Source organism: Bacillus mexicanus (genome assembly GCF_050445615.1).
Lineage (GTDB): Bacteria > Bacillota > Bacilli > Bacillales > Bacillaceae > Bacillus > Bacillus mexicanus.
On record NZ_JBCEYV010000001.1, the window covers coordinates 1474917 to 1493123 of the forward strand.

Annotated in this window: 28 protein-coding genes, 1 tRNA gene and 2 pseudogenes; 8 read left to right on the top strand and 23 right to left on the bottom strand. The window is 41.0% G+C overall.

Features of this window, described 5'->3' with window-relative positions:
- Window positions 1-69: 69 nt before the first annotated feature.
- From AAGG74_RS07900 to AAGG74_RS07910, 3 genes are all read right to left on the bottom strand, one after another.
- Entirely contained in the window at window positions 70-753 is a 684-nt protein-coding gene (locus AAGG74_RS07900) for a hypothetical protein (protein WP_429675020.1), read from the bottom strand.
- The gene (locus tag AAGG74_RS07905) at window positions 743-1888 is read right to left on the bottom strand and encodes an MrcB family domain-containing protein (RefSeq protein ID WP_429675021.1); all 1146 of its coding nucleotides are present in this window, start codon (window positions 1886-1888) and stop codon (window positions 743-745) included. The genes AAGG74_RS07900 and AAGG74_RS07905 overlap by 11 nt, the downstream gene beginning before the upstream one ends.
- Before the next feature lie 129 nt (window positions 1889-2017).
- Window positions 2018-2188 carry a hypothetical protein gene (locus AAGG74_RS07910; protein ID WP_429675022.1) on the bottom strand — a complete coding sequence of 57 codons (171 nt, stop codon included), beginning with the start codon at window positions 2186-2188 and terminating at the stop codon, window positions 2018-2020.
- Between the two features lie 112 nt (window positions 2189-2300).
- Between AAGG74_RS07910 and AAGG74_RS07915 the strand changes: the two genes are divergently transcribed.
- Complete coding sequence (locus AAGG74_RS07915) at window positions 2301-2570, top strand: LCI fold-containing protein (RefSeq protein ID WP_429675023.1); 270 nt, start codon at window positions 2301-2303, stop codon at window positions 2568-2570.
- Between the two features lie 86 nt (window positions 2571-2656).
- Here the strand turns inward: AAGG74_RS07915 and AAGG74_RS07920 are convergent, their stop codons facing one another.
- The 17 genes from AAGG74_RS07920 to AAGG74_RS08000 form a co-directional block, all read right to left on the bottom strand.
- On the bottom strand, window positions 2657-3070 hold the full coding sequence (locus tag AAGG74_RS07920) for a hypothetical protein (RefSeq protein ID WP_429675024.1): 414 nt from the start codon (window positions 3068-3070) through the stop codon (window positions 2657-2659).
- 3 nt (window positions 3071-3073) lie between these two features.
- Entirely contained in the window at window positions 3074-3331 is a 258-nt protein-coding gene (locus AAGG74_RS07925) for a YrzE family protein (RefSeq protein WP_429675026.1), read from the bottom strand.
- Window positions 3328-3558, bottom strand: coding sequence for a hypothetical protein (locus AAGG74_RS07930; RefSeq protein WP_429675027.1), 231 nt, complete (start codon window positions 3556-3558; stop codon window positions 3328-3330). Before AAGG74_RS07930 ends, AAGG74_RS07925 begins: the two co-directional genes overlap by 4 nt.
- The gene (locus AAGG74_RS07935; RefSeq protein ID WP_429675028.1) at window positions 3555-3881 is read right to left on the bottom strand and encodes a VWA domain-containing protein; all 327 of its coding nucleotides are present in this window, start codon (window positions 3879-3881) and stop codon (window positions 3555-3557) included. Before AAGG74_RS07935 ends, AAGG74_RS07930 begins: the two co-directional genes overlap by 4 nt.
- A gap of 35 nt (window positions 3882-3916) precedes the next feature.
- Window positions 3917-4120 (bottom strand): XtrA/YqaO family protein, encoded by a 204-nt coding sequence (locus tag AAGG74_RS07940; protein ID WP_429675029.1) that lies wholly within the window; start codon window positions 4118-4120, stop codon window positions 3917-3919.
- A gap of 85 nt (window positions 4121-4205) precedes the next feature.
- Complete coding sequence (locus AAGG74_RS07945; RefSeq protein WP_429675030.1) at window positions 4206-4634, bottom strand: RusA family crossover junction endodeoxyribonuclease; 429 nt, start codon at window positions 4632-4634, stop codon at window positions 4206-4208.
- Window positions 4635-4728: 94 nt separating this feature from the next.
- The gene (locus AAGG74_RS07950) at window positions 4729-4872 is read right to left on the bottom strand and encodes a hypothetical protein (RefSeq protein ID WP_429675031.1); all 144 of its coding nucleotides are present in this window, start codon (window positions 4870-4872) and stop codon (window positions 4729-4731) included.
- Entirely contained in the window at window positions 4865-5716 is an 852-nt protein-coding gene (locus AAGG74_RS07955; protein WP_429675032.1) for an ATP-binding protein, read from the bottom strand. The genes AAGG74_RS07950 and AAGG74_RS07955 overlap by 8 nt, the downstream gene beginning before the upstream one ends.
- Entirely contained in the window at window positions 5601-6293 is a 693-nt protein-coding gene (locus tag AAGG74_RS07960; protein ID WP_429675033.1) for a DnaD domain-containing protein, read from the bottom strand. Before AAGG74_RS07960 ends, AAGG74_RS07955 begins: the two co-directional genes overlap by 116 nt.
- Window positions 6294-6490: 197 nt before the next feature.
- Window positions 6491-7288, bottom strand: coding sequence for a PD-(D/E)XK nuclease-like domain-containing protein (locus tag AAGG74_RS07965; protein WP_429675034.1), 798 nt, complete (start codon window positions 7286-7288; stop codon window positions 6491-6493).
- Window positions 7248-8165, bottom strand: a complete 918-nt coding sequence (locus AAGG74_RS07970; RefSeq protein ID WP_429675035.1) for a hypothetical protein — start codon at window positions 8163-8165, stop codon at window positions 7248-7250. The genes AAGG74_RS07965 and AAGG74_RS07970 overlap by 41 nt, the downstream gene beginning before the upstream one ends.
- Entirely contained in the window at window positions 8162-8353 is a 192-nt protein-coding gene (locus AAGG74_RS07975) for a hypothetical protein (protein WP_429675036.1), read from the bottom strand. The genes AAGG74_RS07970 and AAGG74_RS07975 overlap by 4 nt, the downstream gene beginning before the upstream one ends.
- A gap of 102 nt (window positions 8354-8455) precedes the next feature.
- Window positions 8456-8659, bottom strand: coding sequence for a YqaI family protein (locus AAGG74_RS07980; protein ID WP_429675037.1), 204 nt, complete (start codon window positions 8657-8659; stop codon window positions 8456-8458).
- Window positions 8656-8913 (bottom strand): YqaH family protein, encoded by a 258-nt coding sequence (locus tag AAGG74_RS07985; RefSeq protein ID WP_033884313.1) that lies wholly within the window; start codon window positions 8911-8913, stop codon window positions 8656-8658. Before AAGG74_RS07985 ends, AAGG74_RS07980 begins: the two co-directional genes overlap by 4 nt.
- Complete coding sequence (locus AAGG74_RS07990; RefSeq protein WP_429675038.1) at window positions 8910-9482, bottom strand: helix-turn-helix domain-containing protein; 573 nt, start codon at window positions 9480-9482, stop codon at window positions 8910-8912. Before AAGG74_RS07990 ends, AAGG74_RS07985 begins: the two co-directional genes overlap by 4 nt.
- Before the next feature lie 152 nt (window positions 9483-9634).
- Complete coding sequence (locus tag AAGG74_RS07995) at window positions 9635-9826, bottom strand: helix-turn-helix domain-containing protein (protein WP_429675040.1); 192 nt, start codon at window positions 9824-9826, stop codon at window positions 9635-9637.
- A gap of 12 nt (window positions 9827-9838) precedes the next feature.
- Complete coding sequence (locus tag AAGG74_RS08000; protein ID WP_429675041.1) at window positions 9839-10075, bottom strand: helix-turn-helix transcriptional regulator; 237 nt, start codon at window positions 10073-10075, stop codon at window positions 9839-9841.
- Window positions 10076-10203: 128 nt separating this feature from the next.
- On the opposite strand from AAGG74_RS08000, the gene AAGG74_RS08005 reads away from it, so the two are divergent.
- The 5 genes and pseudogenes from AAGG74_RS08005 to AAGG74_RS08025 all read left to right on the top strand — a co-directional run bounded on the left by AAGG74_RS08005 (window position 10204) and on the right by AAGG74_RS08025 (window position 13688).
- A complete protein-coding gene (locus AAGG74_RS08005; protein WP_429675250.1) occupies window positions 10204-10575 on the top strand; it encodes a helix-turn-helix domain-containing protein in 372 nt (123 codons plus the stop codon).
- 513 nt (window positions 10576-11088) lie between these two features.
- Window positions 11089-11535, top strand: a pseudogene (locus AAGG74_RS08010) (thermonuclease family protein); the annotation flags it as partial.
- 174 nt (window positions 11536-11709) lie between these two features.
- A pseudogene (locus AAGG74_RS08015) lies at window positions 11710-11811 on the top strand (excalibur calcium-binding domain-containing protein); the annotation flags it as partial.
- A 123-nt stretch (window positions 11812-11934) separates the two neighbouring features.
- Entirely contained in the window at window positions 11935-12438 is a 504-nt protein-coding gene (locus AAGG74_RS08020; protein WP_429675042.1) for an ImmA/IrrE family metallo-endopeptidase, read from the top strand.
- Between the two features lie 20 nt (window positions 12439-12458).
- Window positions 12459-13688, top strand: coding sequence for a tyrosine-type recombinase/integrase (locus AAGG74_RS08025; RefSeq protein WP_429675043.1), 1230 nt, complete (start codon window positions 12459-12461; stop codon window positions 13686-13688).
- Window positions 13689-13816: 128 nt separating this feature from the next.
- Here AAGG74_RS08025 and AAGG74_RS08030 read toward each other — a convergent pair.
- A tRNA-Val gene (locus AAGG74_RS08030) sits at window positions 13817-13889 on the bottom strand.
- 171 nt (window positions 13890-14060) lie between these two features.
- On the opposite strand from AAGG74_RS08030, the gene AAGG74_RS08035 reads away from it, so the two are divergent.
- Window positions 14061-15251: a DUF819 family protein gene (locus AAGG74_RS08035; RefSeq protein WP_429675044.1), complete on the top strand. Its 1191-nt coding sequence runs from the start codon at window positions 14061-14063 to the stop codon at window positions 15249-15251.
- 68 nt (window positions 15252-15319) lie between these two features.
- Complete coding sequence (locus AAGG74_RS08040) at window positions 15320-15865, top strand: GNAT family N-acetyltransferase (protein WP_429675045.1); 546 nt, start codon at window positions 15320-15322, stop codon at window positions 15863-15865.
- A 32-nt stretch (window positions 15866-15897) separates the two neighbouring features.
- On the opposite strand, the gene metC is transcribed toward AAGG74_RS08040, so the two are convergent.
- Window positions 15898-17073: a cystathionine beta-lyase gene (gene metC, locus AAGG74_RS08045; RefSeq protein ID WP_162101906.1), complete on the bottom strand. Its 1176-nt coding sequence runs from the start codon at window positions 17071-17073 to the stop codon at window positions 15898-15900.
- Window positions 17066-18187 carry a cystathionine gamma-synthase/O-acetylhomoserine thiolyase gene (gene metI / locus AAGG74_RS08050; protein ID WP_162102173.1) on the bottom strand — a complete coding sequence of 374 codons (1122 nt, stop codon included), beginning with the start codon at window positions 18185-18187 and terminating at the stop codon, window positions 17066-17068. The genes metC and metI overlap by 8 nt, the downstream gene beginning before the upstream one ends.
- Between the last annotated feature and the right edge of the window lie 20 nt (window positions 18188-18207).

The window sequence follows — 18207 nt, forward strand, 5'->3', positions numbered from 1 at the left end:
AACGGACACCAACCAAAGCACAGATTTCTCTGTACAGTGATCAGTGTCCGCAGGCTTTCCGTCTTGGACTTATTTTTTGTTACTACATTCGCTAATACATACGTCAAGTATTTCCTCAATTATAAGGTTTCTTTTTTTATTTGTTACTGAATCAGATATCAAAAACATAAGAACACTTAAGAAAAACAAGACTATAGTTAAAATGTTTGCCACGGTTAGAAACGTTGGATTAATCTCAGCGAAGTCTTTGGGCTTTAGGAATACAAATAATTGTCTATTGTTTATCACAAATAATAGCAAAGGCCCTGAAATTATTGCCACTAAAGAGCGAAAAAGCATCTCAATAATATTTCCTGAATTTTTTGTCTTGAAGTATGCCTTTAATAATTTTAGTTTAATTATATCAAGTTTTGCATAAATCAATAATTTTTTATAAATTGTCTCTAAATTTTCTAACAAGTCCTTAACAGGAACCTCCGATAAATCATGAATAAACTCTTTGTCTGTGAAATTCGGTTGATCTAACCAAAGGTACAAATTATCTCTTCTTACTCTTTGCGGCCTTATTAAACAACAATATATTAAAAACCAAATAATTAGGTAAGCACTTATTACCATTATGTAATAAATAACTTCATATGCTTTCAAATGCCAAGAAATAATTGCTATAATCGTAAGTACTGCTAAAACACAAAGAAATTTTAGGAATGTAATTGATATTGATTTTAGATCTTTTAATATTTCATTCGTCATTGTCTTGGCATCCCTCTGGTTTCAGTTTTCCACTATAATTTAGCGGCTTTAAACACATTTTATGAACCGGATCCCTAACCTCTTTTATGATTTTTATAAGCCTAAAATTCCCCACATTCTCAACCAATGTTAAAACATATTCTTTTCCCTTTTCTTCAGCAACAACTCTTTCACGTTCAGATAAATAAAACTGATAATCATTGTTTTTAAACTTGGTACCTTTTACCTCAATAAACTTATCAGAACCATCTGGAAAATAAGATTTTATATCATATCCATGACCGTCTTCCCTATTAGAGATCCAATCAATTTTTTGAGCCAATTCATTTCTGCCTTCTTTTATTAAATAATCTTTTTCTTTATGAAAGACAAACTCTTCTGCCGCCTTTCCAGTTAATTCATTAGCAATCTCTTTTTCTTTGCGAAGCAACCTGTACTTTTCAACATTTATTACTTTTCTTCTAATCGGTTTTTTCTTTATTAAATTCTCTTGTTCAGTTTCACCTTTATTTTCTTCTAAATAATGTTCATAGACATAATCATAGAAGAGTTCATTTAATATGAATAAATCGTTAAGCAATTGCTCTTCATCAAACGTAAATAGATTAAATTTCTTGTTGATAAGGGCGCTGGCAGCATACTTTTTTGGCCTGTCGGACGTACCCAAATAAAATTCATCCGTATTAAATCCTAGCAACTTTTCATTTGATTGAATCTGTCTAGAAAAGAATTGTTTACCTGCTTTAGCTTGCTCCCTAATTTCAGTTAAGTTAAAGTTTTCAGTGCCAGTTGCTATACTTAAATAAAAATTGTCTCCGCTTTCTGAAAACAATAAAACAATATAAATACCAACTTGAGTCGATACTCTTTTCCCTTTGGTAGTCAATCGATTATCAAGAAAAGCAATCCAGAATGAATCAGAAATCCTCCCATTACCTGTGGAAGCTTTGATGCTTATATAATCTTGATTCTTGAACTGCTTTTCTTTTAATACCTTCTCAAATGCTACAGGAATTTCGTTACGAAACAGTTTAAAAAAATCATGTTGTTTATTATCAACTTTGTAATTTTTATACTCATTAAAACCTTTCCAAAAACGTTTTACATCAAATAGGCTAGGTGTAGTTTGCATCATAATAAAATCTCCTTTAACCAGAACTCAACGAGCCTATCATACCATATATTTCTAAACCATTTTATGATTTCCTTTCCAAATTTTCATTTCTTTCCGTCCATATCATCATTTTTGAGCAAAACAGCCTATTCAATCCTGCTTCTCTCTAAATTTATCAATATCATTAAAATAAGCCGCGGCCGTGAATGAAATGATTGCCCCGATCAAAGCAAGGTTCGCTTTCATGTCCGGCCTGTAATCGTGTTGGAAATATATCCAGAATCCGCATCCCATCAGCAGAAACAATATTCTGAGTGCCATCCAATCCCCCTAACTAAATTCGCGTTCACAAAACATTAACAAAAATTGACTTGGATATTTTTGTATACTGTGTAATAATACAGTTGTATTAAAAACAAAGGGAGTGTTTAAAATGAAATTGAAAAGAGTTTTAACTGGTTCCGCATTGTCCCTAGCTTTACTTGTTTCTGCTGCCCCTGCTTTTGCTGCTAGTCCTTCAAACCATAGTACAAATCACGAATCAGTATCACCCCAAGCAGTTTTACAAGATTATTATCAGGGGGCTAAGTCTAGAGCAGAACTGAAAAATGTAATTCCCGTTCTCGGTACTAATTTTTATTTAAAAGATGCATGGCAGAATAGTGACGGATCTTGGACTGGTCATTATCAAGGTTGGGTTTAATCTTTTCAAAAGATAGGGACTTTCATCCCTATCTTTTTTAATTACGTTGTATTGAGCGTAATCACATTCAGGGCAGCTGTATTCGATCATTTACTATCAGCCCATTCATCAAAACTATAGGCGTAATCAACGCTTTCAATGAAACCGATCTCCTTCGCCTTCTGACGGATCTTCATACATCTTTCATAGCTGTATGCCCATATTTCTTTATAATCCCTCAGCTCGCCGTATTTCCCTGTCATTATGAACTTTCGAAAGCTGTTGACCAGTTGCCACATGTTGCCTCCATGTGAAAAGCCGTTTGAACTTCCGTATCCCAATTCATACGGGTAAACATCATCTCCCGTGTAATCATCAACAAAGAACAATTTTTTCTTAAATCTGAAATACGCTATTCGGTTCTTTGACTTACAGTAGAAAGTACGTCTGTCTATGCTTGCGATAAGCTTAATCAAGTCTTTTATATCGTTCATGCGTTTTATTTGCTCAGTTGCCGCCATGCCTTACCCCCCTATCCCTGGCAGAGCTGTAATCGCGAAGAATAAAACCGCAACCATCGCTCCAATGAGCCAGCCATTTGTCTTGTCTCTTTTTGCAATAATTGCGTCATTGCCGATCATTCTTAGATCATCAGCCTGAGCAACGATCATAGGCACTTCCTCGACATTAACCTTTAAATGTTCGGCCGCCTCGTAAATGGTCATCGCTTCGTCTTTTGTGGATTTGACTGCCCGCTGAAGCTCAACTTGTAAAGGGATCATTTTGTATCACCTACAATCTGTAGATTCTTATAATGAGCTACATGTCCGCAGGGATTTTCCCAAATATGTATTGCTCCAAAGAATCCGTCCTCGGCATGCTGCGTGAGCTGAGGATTCCCCATTTTCCCGCCGCAAGTAGGGCATTTCCAAAGTGCGTTCACTTCTTTGAACCCGATCATGAAACCATTGGAATTGCGGGCGGGAATAGTTACTTTTTTTGCGTTCATTTCGCATCACCCTCCAATTCGTTTTGGGCAACTGTTATCGCGAAAGTGAGATTGGTAATAATCTTCTCTAATGCCTTTTTGTATCGTCTGCTTTCCCCACTTAGATTCTGAATGTCCTTTTGAGCCTGCCGGAACTGATGAACCGTTATTTCCTGCTGACGTTTGTTTTCCTCGATGATTTCCTGCTGCTTCACAGACAGTTCAGTTCGATCAATCAGAAATTCAATATGCTCTTTAGTCATCCAGTATTGATCAATCGGCTTTGCATTTTCATAGCCTTTTAGTTCTGAAATGCGTGCTTTAATTTCCTGCAATTTATCCATGTCCGTTCCTCCCCCGCAGGGGAAAGCCCCTGCTTTTAGAATTTGTGGCCGATCCTATAATCTAAACGAGACAGACCGCCCTTAATTGTTTGGATGATAGTTTCACCGTGTTCTGGGGTATCAAGGACATGTGCAGTGCCCTCGTTCCCATCTAGAATAAGAATCTGTATTTTGCCCGGCTCAATTGCTTGTTCAATTGTTGTATCTTTGCTTAATTTAATTTCTTGTGGTTTGTTCACCTAGCGCGCCCCCTGTGCATGTGCTATGATAGAAGTACCAGTTCATATCAGAGCATCGGGGCATACGCTTCGGTGCTTTTTTGTTTTACAGTGCAATCTCTGTAATGACCACTTCCACTCTTGGCTCTTCGCTATAAAACTTACTGACTTTCAAATCCACAACTTGACTATCATCCTTGTAAATCAGATGGTTTAAAGCGTCTTTGACACCCTTCACATAGTTGTCAACGTCCGGCTTTGTGGTTGGGCGAAGAAGCCCCTTCTCTGCACTCTCCTTTTTCTTTTTCGAGTTAGAAACTTTTTTCGGCATCGGCCTGAATACTCTGACATCCATTGCGACAGGACCGGTAATAACCTTCTCTGGTCGATACTGTGATGCAACTAATGCAACATACTGTTTGAAATCCTTTGATTTTGTAGGATCATGCATTCTAACCTTGCCATTTCGAACTGATCCCCGGGGCCGCCCCTGGGCAACCGGTTCGCCGTAAACTATAAACTGAATAAGACTCACTCGTCATTACCTCCCGTCAATCTGTTCCCAATGCTGAATCTGCTTTTCTTTTGCTGGCGCCGTCAGTATGATGGCCGGCAGCAGGATCACCGCTTTAAGCACTGTGCATCAGCTCCATTTGTTTGATCTTTTCCTCAAGCACCCGGATAGCCGGTGTGAGGTCCTTGCCGCCCTTTTGTTCAGAAGGCCCGAACAAATACATTCCCATGGATCCATTAACATTCGTTTTTTCATCCATTCCGCAACCCTGCCAATCTATGATTTAATTGCATTCTGTCGCCCTTGATAATCACGCAGTAGTCCGCACACATTTCATAAATGCGGGTGCCAAGCGCTTCGTCAATATCCACTAGCTCTTCGATGTCTAATTCACTTGAGATAAGAACCGGTTTATGATTCAGATACCGATAATTGATGACAGAGTATGTCTGCTCCACCTGCCAATCGGTTGCCCGTGGTTTCTTAATCCGTCCTTCTTTGGTGTTTGTGTACACAGGCTTGAACAGATCATCTATGAACAGCACTTCAACCTCTTTCATACGATTAAGTTTTTCTTCCAGCTTGTCGAAGTCATCTTTCAGATCGTTGAAGCCTTCCACGTAAGGAAAATACTGAACTGCGATGTTCTTTGATTTGATCAGCTTGTTTGAAATAGCTGTTAACAAGTGTGTTTTCCCTGAGCCTGGCTGCCCCAGTAAAGCAATGCTGTTGCTTCGGGTGCCGCGAATGCTGTCAAAGTCTTTGTAGTATTCCACCGCAGTATCGTAAGTGTCTTTCACGACAGCTGGCTTTCCTTCGGTTATAAAATTCTTGAACTTCAACTTCTCAAATTCAGCAGTTATGTCACTAGAGTTCATCAGTTTCCGGGTGCGCCGGCGTTCTATGCAGTTGCACCGGACCCAAACTTCATATCCGTCCTTGTTCTCGATGTAGCCAAGTTGATCTTTGCATTTCGGACATTCATATTCAGCCTTTTCTTCTGACCCGGCCGACCCCGCCGAAAAATGGGCTGACCTTTCCTGAAGCTTTTTCAGTATTGCTGCCATTGCCGCGTCCGTACTTTGCGTTTTGTGTGTTTCCATGTTGCCACTCCTTACTTTTGTTCTTGTTTGACTGGAGAATGCGCTGAACGTAGGCTAAATTGCGAGCGTTCCGCGTTACTGCCTCTTTCATTGCCTCCAGCACCTTATCTTTACCATAATCATCTATCAAGCTATTAAGCTTCTCAGCCATGAACGATGATAGAAGGCCGAATCCCTCGTCTTCAAAAAAAGCAAATGCGTTACTCTTCATTTTCTTCTCATCCTCCTGCCGCTCTTCTTGTGCTGGTGCCAAGTCTTTTTTCTTGTTGTAATTTCCTAGTTGTATGTACTCAGCGTAATGAAGAACTGTCACAATAAAACCACGCTTTTGTGGCAGCCGGTCCAACTTCAAATATTCTTGCTTTACCATTCGATCCAATGAATACTTGATTTGATCAGCTGACCAGTTAAAGCGTTTAGCCAAATCCACCAGTTTGATAATTGTTTGGCCGGGCTTTAGTTCTTGATCTGCCCTGTACTCGGCACGTTTGAATAAATAATCGTATATTGTCTCATCGCGTGAATCTTTAAATGGCAGCCGAGGCAGGACCACATACCCTAAACCTTGCATATCCATGCCGATCACCTACTTTCTTTCACACAGTGCTGTCAGAGCCTTGAAATCTATTTCTACTAATCTCAGAGACGGCTCATTTGTCTTTAAGTAGTCAGTCGTGTACCGGGTATACAAGTCCTTTCTCATGTCGCGCTGAACCGTTTTGACCATCCAGAGATAACAATGCGGGATAGGAATCCTGATCAGCTCCCTTTCCATCAGCTCACCAACTCCGAAAAATGGATAATGCTGTTCAGTTGATTAGTGGCCCGGCAATACTTGCATTTTTCGCACCGCTCCGGCTTCTCTCCGCCGTGTTTCACTTGCAAAATCCGATCCATGTGCTGCTCAATCTCTTCAAGCTCTACTTCCATCCTGCCTTCATCAATATTGATGACAGCTTTATCAGGTGGATCTTCTTTTGAAACCCCTACGATCAGGGGCTCAAGCCATTCGCTCCGTCCAGTCATTCTTTTTTCAAGCTCTGCATACAGTGCCATTTGAGCAATATAGCCATTTGCCTCAACAAATGAGCAATATCCTATTTCCGGGTCCCAGACTCTCTCCCGCAATGACCTCGCTGTTTTCAGATCGGAGAAACGACCGCCTGCTGGGTTGTATACGTCCAGCTTTCCTTTCCACAAAACCCCGAACAATTCAGCAGTTACGATGACTTCCTTTTCTCCTTGAAGAACAAACATACAGAGATCATCATGTTGAATTGCCTCAATCATCAAATCAGCTAACTGATACTGCTTGTACAGTTGGCCTTTCTGAGTAAATAGTGAAGGTGTGTTCTTCTTAAATTCATCAAAAGCCTGTTCACCTTCAAGCCAGGCATGAACGTATTGACCGAAGAGAAGGGCCTCCGATGTTGGGGGCGTCCATTCTCCGTTAATCTTTGCCATCGTTGCTGCCTCACATTGAAGAAAGCTTTTATATTGAGAGTTCGACATGTAGTATCTATCAATCACGTTAGAATAGTAGTTCTCCTTGTTTAGCGCCGGTATCCGCATTAGCAGGATCACCCGCCTTTTCTTTGCTATCAGCAGGCTTGTCGGCTTGCTCTTTTTGCTTTTTGAACTCTTCCTCAGCCTTTGATTTTGTTGCACCTGTAGCCTTGGTATTGAAGTAATCTTCCTTCTTTGCCATACCGTCACGAAGTGCTGTATAAATGCGGCCTATTTTGAGAAAGTCTTGCTCTGTGAAAGCATCTAAATTGCTACCGATGTACTCCTGAATCATTTCCTTAGTAACACCAAACTCTTTTTTAAAGAGAGACAAAGCGCTTCTGAGACGATCTTCCAGAGGCTCCTTATAGCCGCTGATCAAAGTTTTTTGACACATATCAACCGCAGCATCGACAATGTCACCAGGTATGACCCCGAGAATACAAGCACGGACACGTCGAGCTCCTTGGTTGGCAACCATTTCGTAAATATCGCGTGGATCATCTAGTTTTGTGATCTTTCCCTTTGCTTTTCTTTCATGTTTCACAGTGAAAATCTTGGTTTGTCTTGTGTTTGTTTCAAGGTCCCAAGCGTAGGCCATAACAGAGGATTCCCCAGCTTTCTGCTCAAGCTCCATGATTCCGTAATCGATGTTGCCCCAATTCTGTGCCAGTGCTTCCGCCAACCTAATTGAAGGTCCTGACACTTTACTTCCGCCGCGTGGATATTCATAGACTGCATTTTCAGCTAACAATCGTCTTTCACAAGCTTTTCTGATGCGTTCAAACGCCGCATAAACATCACGAGGGAATTTCTTTGCAATAACCATAGCCGCCTGTACTTCTTGCGCTTGCCGGCTTACCAGTGCTTCTGTAGTCACGCTGGATGCCTGCTGAGAGGCCGGCATGTAATCTGAGTAATCTACCTGTGATAATCCATTCATTGTGCTTCTGCCACCTTTCTTTTATAATCTTCAGTTCCAAGCCGCTGCCATTCCCGGTAGTGATCCATAGAAGGGAAACTAAACTGTGCTTTACCGTTTTTGGCGAATACAATTGAACCGCCGACCTGTCTCAAACGTTGCTGATCCTCCGCACGCTCGCTGAATGCCACTTTTATTGCTTTAGCCATGTATAAAACCTCCATTGTCTTTTATGAGGTAAGTTGGTATAATAAAGGAACTAATCTTTACCAAAATACCTTTTGAAGTCCACTCTGCCAAGTGGGCTTTTTTTATTGCTCATTTTTAAATTCAAAACCAAGATGCTCCTTTAGGTACCGCTCAAGGTTTTCTCTCAGAATGACTTCACCTTCAGCGCTATCTATCACGTAATCATCAACTGGCGTAACTTCATCCCCGAAAAAATCCTTTTGCGTTTCCGGCTCAGCCAGCCTGTCGTGCCAGTTGTTTAGAATTAATGGGTTTTCGATGTTCATCCGAGACACCTACTTATCACTGCCAAATTGATACCTCGTTGTTGCATTTTCATAGCTGTTTCATACAACCGTCCTTTATTCGCCAATCGGCTGATATCCTCTGTAAGTACTTTGATACTTCCAGCAAGGCTGATTGCCTCTTCATAATCACCATCACGTAATGCCTCCGAAAGCATGATAGAGAGCTCTTCCGCTGATTCGATTTTTCTTTTTGCTGCATCTACATCTGACTTCAAAAACTGATTGGTTTTCATGCAAAAATCGCCTTCCTTTCTTCTGTTTTTGCCATCGCAACCTGATTCACTAGCGCTTTACGGGTCCATCTTTCGGCCAGCTCTTTCATATTCAAACCATGACTGCGGGCCAGCGAATATATCAGCGTTTTATTTGCTGGGATCAGATCAAAAATCTGTTTAATATCGGCCATTGGCAGTTCTTCTGCCTGTCCGTTCGGTCTATCATTTGCCAGCCAGCGCGCTAAATGCTTTGTGGCTTGCAATGCTTCTTCAAGCTGGTGAATCATGTTGATAACCGCTGTGCTTGCGCTCTCGTTAAGAGCTGGGTCTATTGGAGCCGCCGTTGTCGGGTGCAGCCGAAAAAGGTAATGTACGAGATCAATATGTTCATAGGCCTCGCACGCCTCAAACCATCTGATGCATAATTCGGGGGTAAGCTTACTAAAACCATTTTCAACATCGGAAACGTAACGTTGATCCTTCCCGCCTATCAAACTGCCAATCTGATATTGTGTAAATCCGGCCGCTTTACGAACACAGCGCATGATCTTCGGTAAATTCCGTAAGTTGTATGGATTGTTCTCCATATGTTCGCCTCCTGATATATTCAGCTGTTTGCTGTTAAAATTTAATTAGGTTCAAAAGATGTTTTATTGTATTGGCTTTTGTTTTTTCGAATATTCAACCGCATAGGGCTTCAAATTTCGCTTTTGGGCCACAATAAAAACAAATATTTGCTCTATAGAGCCTCTTTCATGATTGCTTGTTCTTGAGCTTCGATCCACGCATCTATGTTGTGCTTAGTGAAGAAAATGCGTGTGCGTACCCGGAAGTGTGGAATTTCTTTTTCGCGTACCATTGTGTAAATCGTGTCGTGGTGAACACCAAGATATTCAGCTGCTTCTTGAACAGTCATTGTGTTGCGAGTCATTATTTAAGCCTCCTATGCTGTAATTTTTTCACCCTGCATTTCGTGGTGTTGATTATCAAAAAAAATTTGTTGAACTGTTTTTTGATAATAATCAGCCAATTTGATTTTTATTTCATCCCGTGGAATACGCTGCCCAGTTTCATACATTTGCAATGCACTTACACTTATTTTAATTGCTTTGGCTACCTCGCTACGGGACTTTTCAGCTCTTAACTTAAGAAGCCTTTGACCAATAAGCTTTTTGTCCAATCAAGTCACCTCCTACACAATTTGTGGTGTTCTTGATTATTATATTAAACCACGCGATTCGTGGTGTCAACACTTTTCGTGGTGTTTTTATAAAAAACACGTTTCGTGTGGTATTATCAATTCAGGTGATGACTGTGAAATTTGATGAGACTCTAAAAAAATTGAGGCGAGAAAAAAACCTCTCCCAAAAGGAATTAGGAAATAAATTAGGTTTAGCCGAGAGTACGATTGGCATGTATGAACAGGGTAAAAGACAACCTGATTATGAAACGCTTCTAAAAATCGCTGATTTTTTTGAGGTTTCTTTGGACTTCCTTTTAGGCAATACTAGAGGTGGTTCAGGTGTCAAAGAAACAGAGGCCTCTTACAACATCAGCGATCCAGATTTACAAATAGCTTTTAAAGATGCATCTGACTTTTCAGAAGAAGCACGTAGACAAACTATAGATTTTATCAACTACCTAAAAGAGAAAGAAAAAGCAAAAGGTCGAAAAGGTTAATCTATCGCTTAAATAACTCTTTGTTTATTATGTTTAATTTCTGTTTACTAATAAGATCTGGATTCTCTTCCGGATTAGTCCTGAATCCCTTCTGGAAAGGTAATATTTACAAGCCTTTCCCCCCTTATAAAACAAGAGTTTCAGCATTTAATCTCATCTGGATTCTCTTCCGAACTGAAACCGAATTCTCTTCAGAATAAAAACTTGAAAAAATTTGATTAAAAACCAAAAATAACTAACCGATAATATACCTAGAAGACATTTCAATAAAAAGGGGAAATTATTTTGAAAAAATGGTTGTTATGTATCGGTGCTTTATCTTTGAGTTTTTCTTTAGCAGCGTGCGGGTCTGATTCAACTTCAACTGATAAAACAGATTCGGAAAGCAAGAAGACTACACAACAAGAAGACAAAGATAAACAAGAGACAAAGACGGATCAAAAAACAGAAAAGCAATCAAATAACAAAAGTGCTGATGAGTCAAAAAAATCCTCAGCTAAAGAGACACCTGATAAAAAAAAGCTGGTGGATGTAACATTAAACAAATCAGTTGATGGAGATACAATTAAAGTCAATTATAAAGGCGAAGTTAAAACTGTTCGGTATTTGCTCGTTGATACTCCTGAAACTAAAAAACCAAATTCTTGTGTCCAACCATATGGAGAGGATGCTTCAGCACGAAATAAACAGCTGGTGAACAGTGGTAAGCTACAATTAGAATTTGATAAAGGTGACCGTACTGATAAGTATGGAAGAATGCTAGCTTATGTTTATGTTGATGGAAAATCAGTACAAGAAACATTACTTAAAGAAGGATTAGCTCGAGTTGCTTATGTATATGAGCCAAGCACGAAGTATTTAGGTACTTATGAAAAAGATCAGGAAGTTGCCAAAAACAAGAACTTAAAAATTTGGAGTAAGAATGGCTATGCAACTGATAAAGGATTTAATGGTTGTGTAACAAAACCTAAAAAATCTGTAACTGCTTCTAAACCTGTTGAAAAATCTGTTACAACGCATAAATCGACTACTTCACATAAATCAAGCTCAAACAGTTCAAATTCTAACGAAAGTAGCTCAACAGCAAGCAGTTCTTCTAACTCTACTGGTGGAACAGAACAATTTGCAAACTGCACAGAATTAAGAAAGAAATATCCTCATGGTGTCCCGAGTTCTCATCCGGCATACCAGTCTAAAATGGACCGCGATCACGACAACTTTGCATGTGAAAGATGATTGAAAAAGAGGATTTAATACTTTGGTTTTATATGAGAGAATAAAAAAATAAGAATGGCCCTCTCGAGGGCTTTTCTTTCACACTAAAAACAGAACACACATTCCCATTTGGCGGTGTTTATTATGACAATCCAGTTATCGCATCTTGAAGAAGAAGTAAAAAAGATTTATACAAAATTAAATATGCTTACTCCTGAAAACATAGATCTTGAACGCATTGCCGCTGCTTTTAAGATATTGATTCATTATGAGAAAGCTAATAGCAGCATGTTTTGTATCAATGGTTTTTACAGCATGGTTTTGGATATTCGAGCTTCTCCACAAGAACAATGGCAAGACTTTGTTCACGAACTCGGGCATGTGATTAAACACTGCGGAAACCAATTCAATATGAATCGTATGTTCCGCCAGTTGCAAGAGTACCAGGCCAATAGTTTCATGTATCACTTTTGTGTACCGACATTCATGCTTGAAAAGATTTCGTTGCCGCGCATGCAATCGGAGGCCATAAAGTTAATTGGGGATACCTTTAACGTCACATACCCTTTCGCAGCTAAACGGCTTGAAATGTACAAAAGAAAACAGTTCTCTATTCACTGGCATCAAAAGCTCTATCAAATGAATTAATAGAACAAGGAGGTTGCCACATGGCTAGTATTGAAAGACGCAGTGAAAAATCTTTTAGGTTAATAGTCGAAAATGGTTATGACGCAAACGGTAAAAGAGATAGAAAAAAGAAATCGATTCGTATCGAAGATCCAAAAATATTAAAGTCTAAACGGAAATTACAGGAGTATCTCGAAGACCAGCTGCACCGTTTCAGAATTGAAGTAGAGGCTGGCGAGTATATTGCTCCTGAAAAAGCTACTTTTGAATCATTTGCGGAGAAATGGGTTGAAAAGAAACTCTTTAATAAAAACGGAAAACCTTATTCTTTTACAACCTCTGTTAAGTATTCAAATCACTTAAACAATCACATCCTCCCATCATTGGGCCATAAAAAAATAGACAAAATAAAGAGCCTTCATATTGTTGATTTTATTGATGATTTATCTAAAGATGGAGCTAGAAAAGATGGAAAGCCTGGCGGATTAGGAGATCAAACAATCAAAGATATATTTAAAATTTTGCAAGCATTGTTTAAAACCGCAACAGAGGAATGGAAATTGATAAAAGATGATCCTATGGAGGGATTGAGTTCACCTGAAGCTGAGAATAAGGAAATGAACTTTCTTGAATCAGAAGAAGCAGCTGAATGTATTAAAGTGTTGTATGAAATAGATATTAAATGGCGTTTATATTATCTTGCAGCTCTAATCGGCGGGCTTCGTAGAGGAGAAGCTCTTGCTTGCGAATGGCACTTGGATGTAGATTGGGACAAAGGTGGAATATACGTAAATAGATCAATTTCTAAAACAATTAACGGAGAGCCTCACGTCAAAAGTCCAAAGTCAAAAAGTTCTCAACGATTCGTTAAAATGCCTGATTTTTATATGGATGAGTTGGCTAAATATTATCGCATATGGAAGAAAGAAAAACTTATGCTCGGTGATGCCTGGGAAGGCGGAGAACATCAATATGTATTTCACAGTGGTAAAGGAAAACCTTACTACTATACAACCCCTACCGCGAAGTGGACTAAAATAAAAAAGAAGTACGGCCTAAAAGATGTTCGTCTTCATGACTTGCGGCATACTATGGTGGCTCTCCTTATGGAAGCTGGCGAAAGTCTCAGTGCTATTCAAAGAAGAGCTGGGCATGCCAGTGCTCGAACAACTAGTGATATTTATGGTCACGTTACCGAGAAACTCGAAAATAGCACAGTAAAACACTTTAACCAGTTCGATCCTAGAAACCTAGCACAAAAACAGAGTTGATGGAATTCCCCTTCAAAATCAGCTCAAAAAAATAATTTCGTCCCCAATTCGTCCCCAACTAGATGAATGATGACAAAATCAATAAATAAGCAAAGTAAAAAACCCTTGCTGCGCAAGGGTTTAAGCTATGATTCCGACTGGGCTCGAACCAGCGACCTCTACCCTGTCAAGGTAGCGCTCTCCCAGCTGAGCTACGGAATCATGATATGTATGTGTTGCTGGGTATGTGGTTGTCTTTCTGACAAGGTCTATTATATAACTTCCTCCTCTATTCGTCAACTACTTTTCAGAAACTCTTTTTTGAAACTTGCTGTTTTGTTTGTCGGCTATTATAATATGTCTTAATTTTCTAACATTAGAGGGTGATGTGGCTTGCATTCTTTAATTTCTTCTGATGATGTATGGGGATTGTGGGGGTTTATTGCGGTGTGGGCGGCAGTGAGTATTGGACTGGAGCAGCGCTTTAAGTGGGCGTCTGCTGTGTCTGGGGCTGTCATTGCGCTTGCAGGTGCAATGGTGTTTACAAATATAGGGGTGCTTCCTGTTGAGTCGCCTGTATATGATACCGTATGGGCTTATGTGGTGCCGCTTGCAATTCCCCTTTTGCTGTTCAAGATCAATGTGCGGCAGATTTTTAAGGCAAGCAGGCGATTGCTGTTTATGTTTCTGATTAGCTCCGCTGGCACTGTCCTTGGGAGCATCCTCGCTTTTTTCATTTTCAAACAGCATATTCCTTATCTCGATAAAATTGGCGGGATGATCAGTGCTTCTTATATCGGCGGCGGGGTCAACTTTGCTGCGTTAGCGGCGAAATTTGAAACACCGGGGGAATATGTATCTGCTACTGTTGTGGCTGATCATTTTATGATGGCGCTCCTATTTTTTATTTTAATCAGCATTCCGGCACTAAAATGGTTTCAACAGCATTATGCTATGCCATTTGAAGAAAAAGCAAAAGCTGAGGGGGATAGCGGAAAGAGTGCAGAAAGCTATTGGAAACGAAAGGATATTTCTTTAAAGGATATCGCTTTTCATGCCGGTGCTGCTTTTGCGCTTGTGGCGGTTAGTGTGAAGGTTTCCGGTTATGTGAAAAGCATGTTTTCTCATCCTCTGGTGACTGGAACGTTTGGCGATCAGTATCTGATCCTTACATCCTTAACTATTCTGGTCGTCTTTCTCTTCCCGCATTTTTTCGAGAAGCTCAATGGATCACAGGAGCTTGGAACCTTTTTAATTTATTTATTTTTTGTGGTGATTGGCATTCCGGCAGATCTGCGCTTCATTGTCACCAATGCGCCTCTTATTCTGTTATTTGTCTTCCTTGTTGCCATCAGTAATTTAGTGATTTCCTTAGCTATCGGGAAATTGGTCCGCGTGCACCTTGAAGAAATTTTGCTCGCTGTCAATGCTGCTGTCGGGGGGCCAACGACCGCTGCTGCGATGGCAATCGCCAAGGGCTGGCATGATCTTGTGGGGCCGATCATGCTTGTCGGTACGCTCGGTTACTTCATTGGAAATTATGTTGGCACCTTTATGGGAAATTGGTTTTCTTCTTTCTTATAAAAAGGGTTTTTACACTTTCCTCAGAATATGTAAGAGTAATGCTGACAAGAGGACGGAGAGATCAATGTATGTTAAAAGGAAATACCATTTATATAAAGCATTTAGATGTAAAGGATGCAGAAGAAAACCTGCGGCTGCAAAGCGAAAACCGGGATTTTTTTGAACAGTTTTCCATGATTCGTGCAGACGATTACTATACGGTTGATGGGCAAAGAAAACAAATTACCGAGTATTGGCAAAGACAGGAGGATGATGAAGAATATCATTTTGGCATTTTTATAGCATCAAACGATTCCTTAATCGGGACAGTTTCGCTTTTCCAACTCATCCGCGGGGCGCTGCAAACTGCGTTCATCGGATATTTTTTAGACAAAGCCCATAATGGAAAGGGTTTTATGACAGAGGCAGTCAGATTGATTGTTGATTTTGCATTTCACGAATTGAAATTGCATCGGATTGAAGCCGGTGTGATGCCCCGCAACATCGGGTCTATGCGTGTATTGGAAAAAGCGGGATTTCATAAAGAAGGCATTGCCAGAAAAAATGTGAAAATTAACGGCGTCTGGGAGGATCATCAAATCCTCGCAATTTTGAATCCTAATGATAATATATAATAGAAGAAGCCGAGTTATCCCCGGCTTCTTTTTTAACGAACTGGCACGGGAGCAATTTGCTTCAGCGCTTGTTCGAAATCACGTTCTAAATCGTCTGCGTGTTCGACACCCACACTAAGACGGAGCAGACCGTCTGTAATACCGCGTTTTTCACGCTCTTCCTTAGGCATTGCCGCGTGAGACATTGTTGCCGGATAAGACAAAATGGATTCTACTGCACCAAGGCTGACAGCAAAGACAGGAAGTGATACGTTTTCTACTAATGCCTTAACAGCCTCTTTGCTTTCAAGCTCAAAGGATAGCACGGCGCCCGCTCCCACCGACTGGCTTTTATGCGTTTCAGCGCCCGGATGATCAGACAGCCCTGGATAATACACGCGTTTCACCGCCGAATGCTTCTGGAAAAACTCCGCAAGCCGCTGCGCTGTTTGGCTCGCTTTTTCTAAACGGACCTGTAATGTTTTTAAGCCGCGTAGCACGAGCCAGCAATCTTGCACGCCAAGGACGGCGCCAAACGCGTTTTGCAGCTTATACAGCTGCTTCCCAAGCTCTTCATCCTTGACAGCAGCCAGTCCTGACAGCACATCGCTGTGTCCGCTCAAGAATTTCGTTGCACTATGAAGCACAATATCCACGCCAAGATCAAGCGGACGCTGCAGTGCCGGTGTCATGAATGTGTTGTCCAGAAAGGTCAGACAGCCGTTTTCTTTTGCAAGCTGAACAACTGCTTTAATATCAGTGATCCCCAGTGTCGGATTTGACGGTGTCTCCATATAAATAACCTTTGTGTTCGGCTTGATCTTCCGCGCTACTTCATTCGTATCCGTCATGTCGACAAATGTATGCTCAATGCCAAACCGGGTCAGCACCTCTGTCACCATACGGAAGGTTCCGCCGTATACATCTTCCGTCACAAGAACATGATCGCCCTGTGACAAAAGTAAAAATGCTGTTGAGATTGCAGCCATGCCTGAACTAAAAGCAAATCCTCTCGTTCCGCCTTCCAGTGCGGCAATTGTTTCTTCGAGAGCTGTTCTTGTCGGCGTGCCTGAGCGGCTGTAATCGTATGAGCCAAACTCTTCAAATGAAGATTGATGAAAAGTCGATGCGTGCTGGATCGGTACACTGACTGCCCCTGTTGATCCGTCTGTTTTAAATGGATTGTGCACGAGCTGGGTTTCCAGCGTCCAATTATTATGATTACTCAAATGAAACAGCTCCCTCTTTAACCTGACATAGCGCTTGTTTTAGATCCTCTTTTAAATCGTCTGCATGTTCTATTCCGACCGAAAAACGCAGCAGGCGATTGCAGACCCCGTTTGCGATACGGATATCTTCAGGAATATCCATGTGTGTCTGTGTGGCAGGATATGTAATGAAGCTCTCCACCCCGCCGAGGCTTTCTGCAAAACAAATTGTTTTCAGCGCTTTTAAAAATGGATTGATCCACTCTTCGTTTTGCAATCGGAAGGACAACATGCCGCCTTTACCCGGATACAGCACATCCGCAATTTCTTCCCGATCTTCTAAAAACGCCGCAAGCTCCTGTGCGTTTGCCTGATGCTGGCGCATTCTGAGACTGAGCGTCTTCATTCCTCTCATCAAAAGCCACGAATCAAACGGAGGCAGGACGGCGCCGATTGCATTTTGATGCTGAAACATTTCCTCTCCAAGCTTCTCATCCTTTACAACGACAAGTCCCGCAAGCAAGTCGTTATGCCCGCCTAAATACTTGGTTGCGCTGTGAATCACAATGTCTGCCCCCAGTTCAAGCGGACGCTGCAAAACCGGTGTATAAAATGTATTATCTACGATCAGCAGAAGACCGTGCTCTTGAGTGATCCGAGCAATTTTTTCAATGTCCGCCTCTTGCATGAGCGGATTTGTCGGTGTTTCCACAAACACCGCTTTGGTATTCGGCGTTACCTTTGAGCGTAAACAGTCCTCATCGCTAAAATCATCATAATGAAAGGTCAATCCGTATTTTTTCCATTCATTTTCAAACAAACGGTACGTGCCGCCATATAAGTCCGATGAAACGATCAGTTCATCTCCGCTTTTAAACAGTGCCATAATCGTTTGGATGGCTGCCATTCCCGAACTGAAGGCAAGCCCTCTCGCTCCGTTTTCTAAACTGGCGATTGCGTCCTCGACAAGCTGGCGTGTCGGGTTTTTCGTCCGGACATAATCAAATCCAGTCGATTCCCCGATCCCCCTGTGGCGGTATGCTGTTGATAAATAAATAGGAGGACTCACTGTTCCCGTTACTTCGTCGCTTCGGTTCCCGATTTGGGCTAATTTCGTTTCAACGTGTTGTGACATATAGCTGACACCTTCCCTTT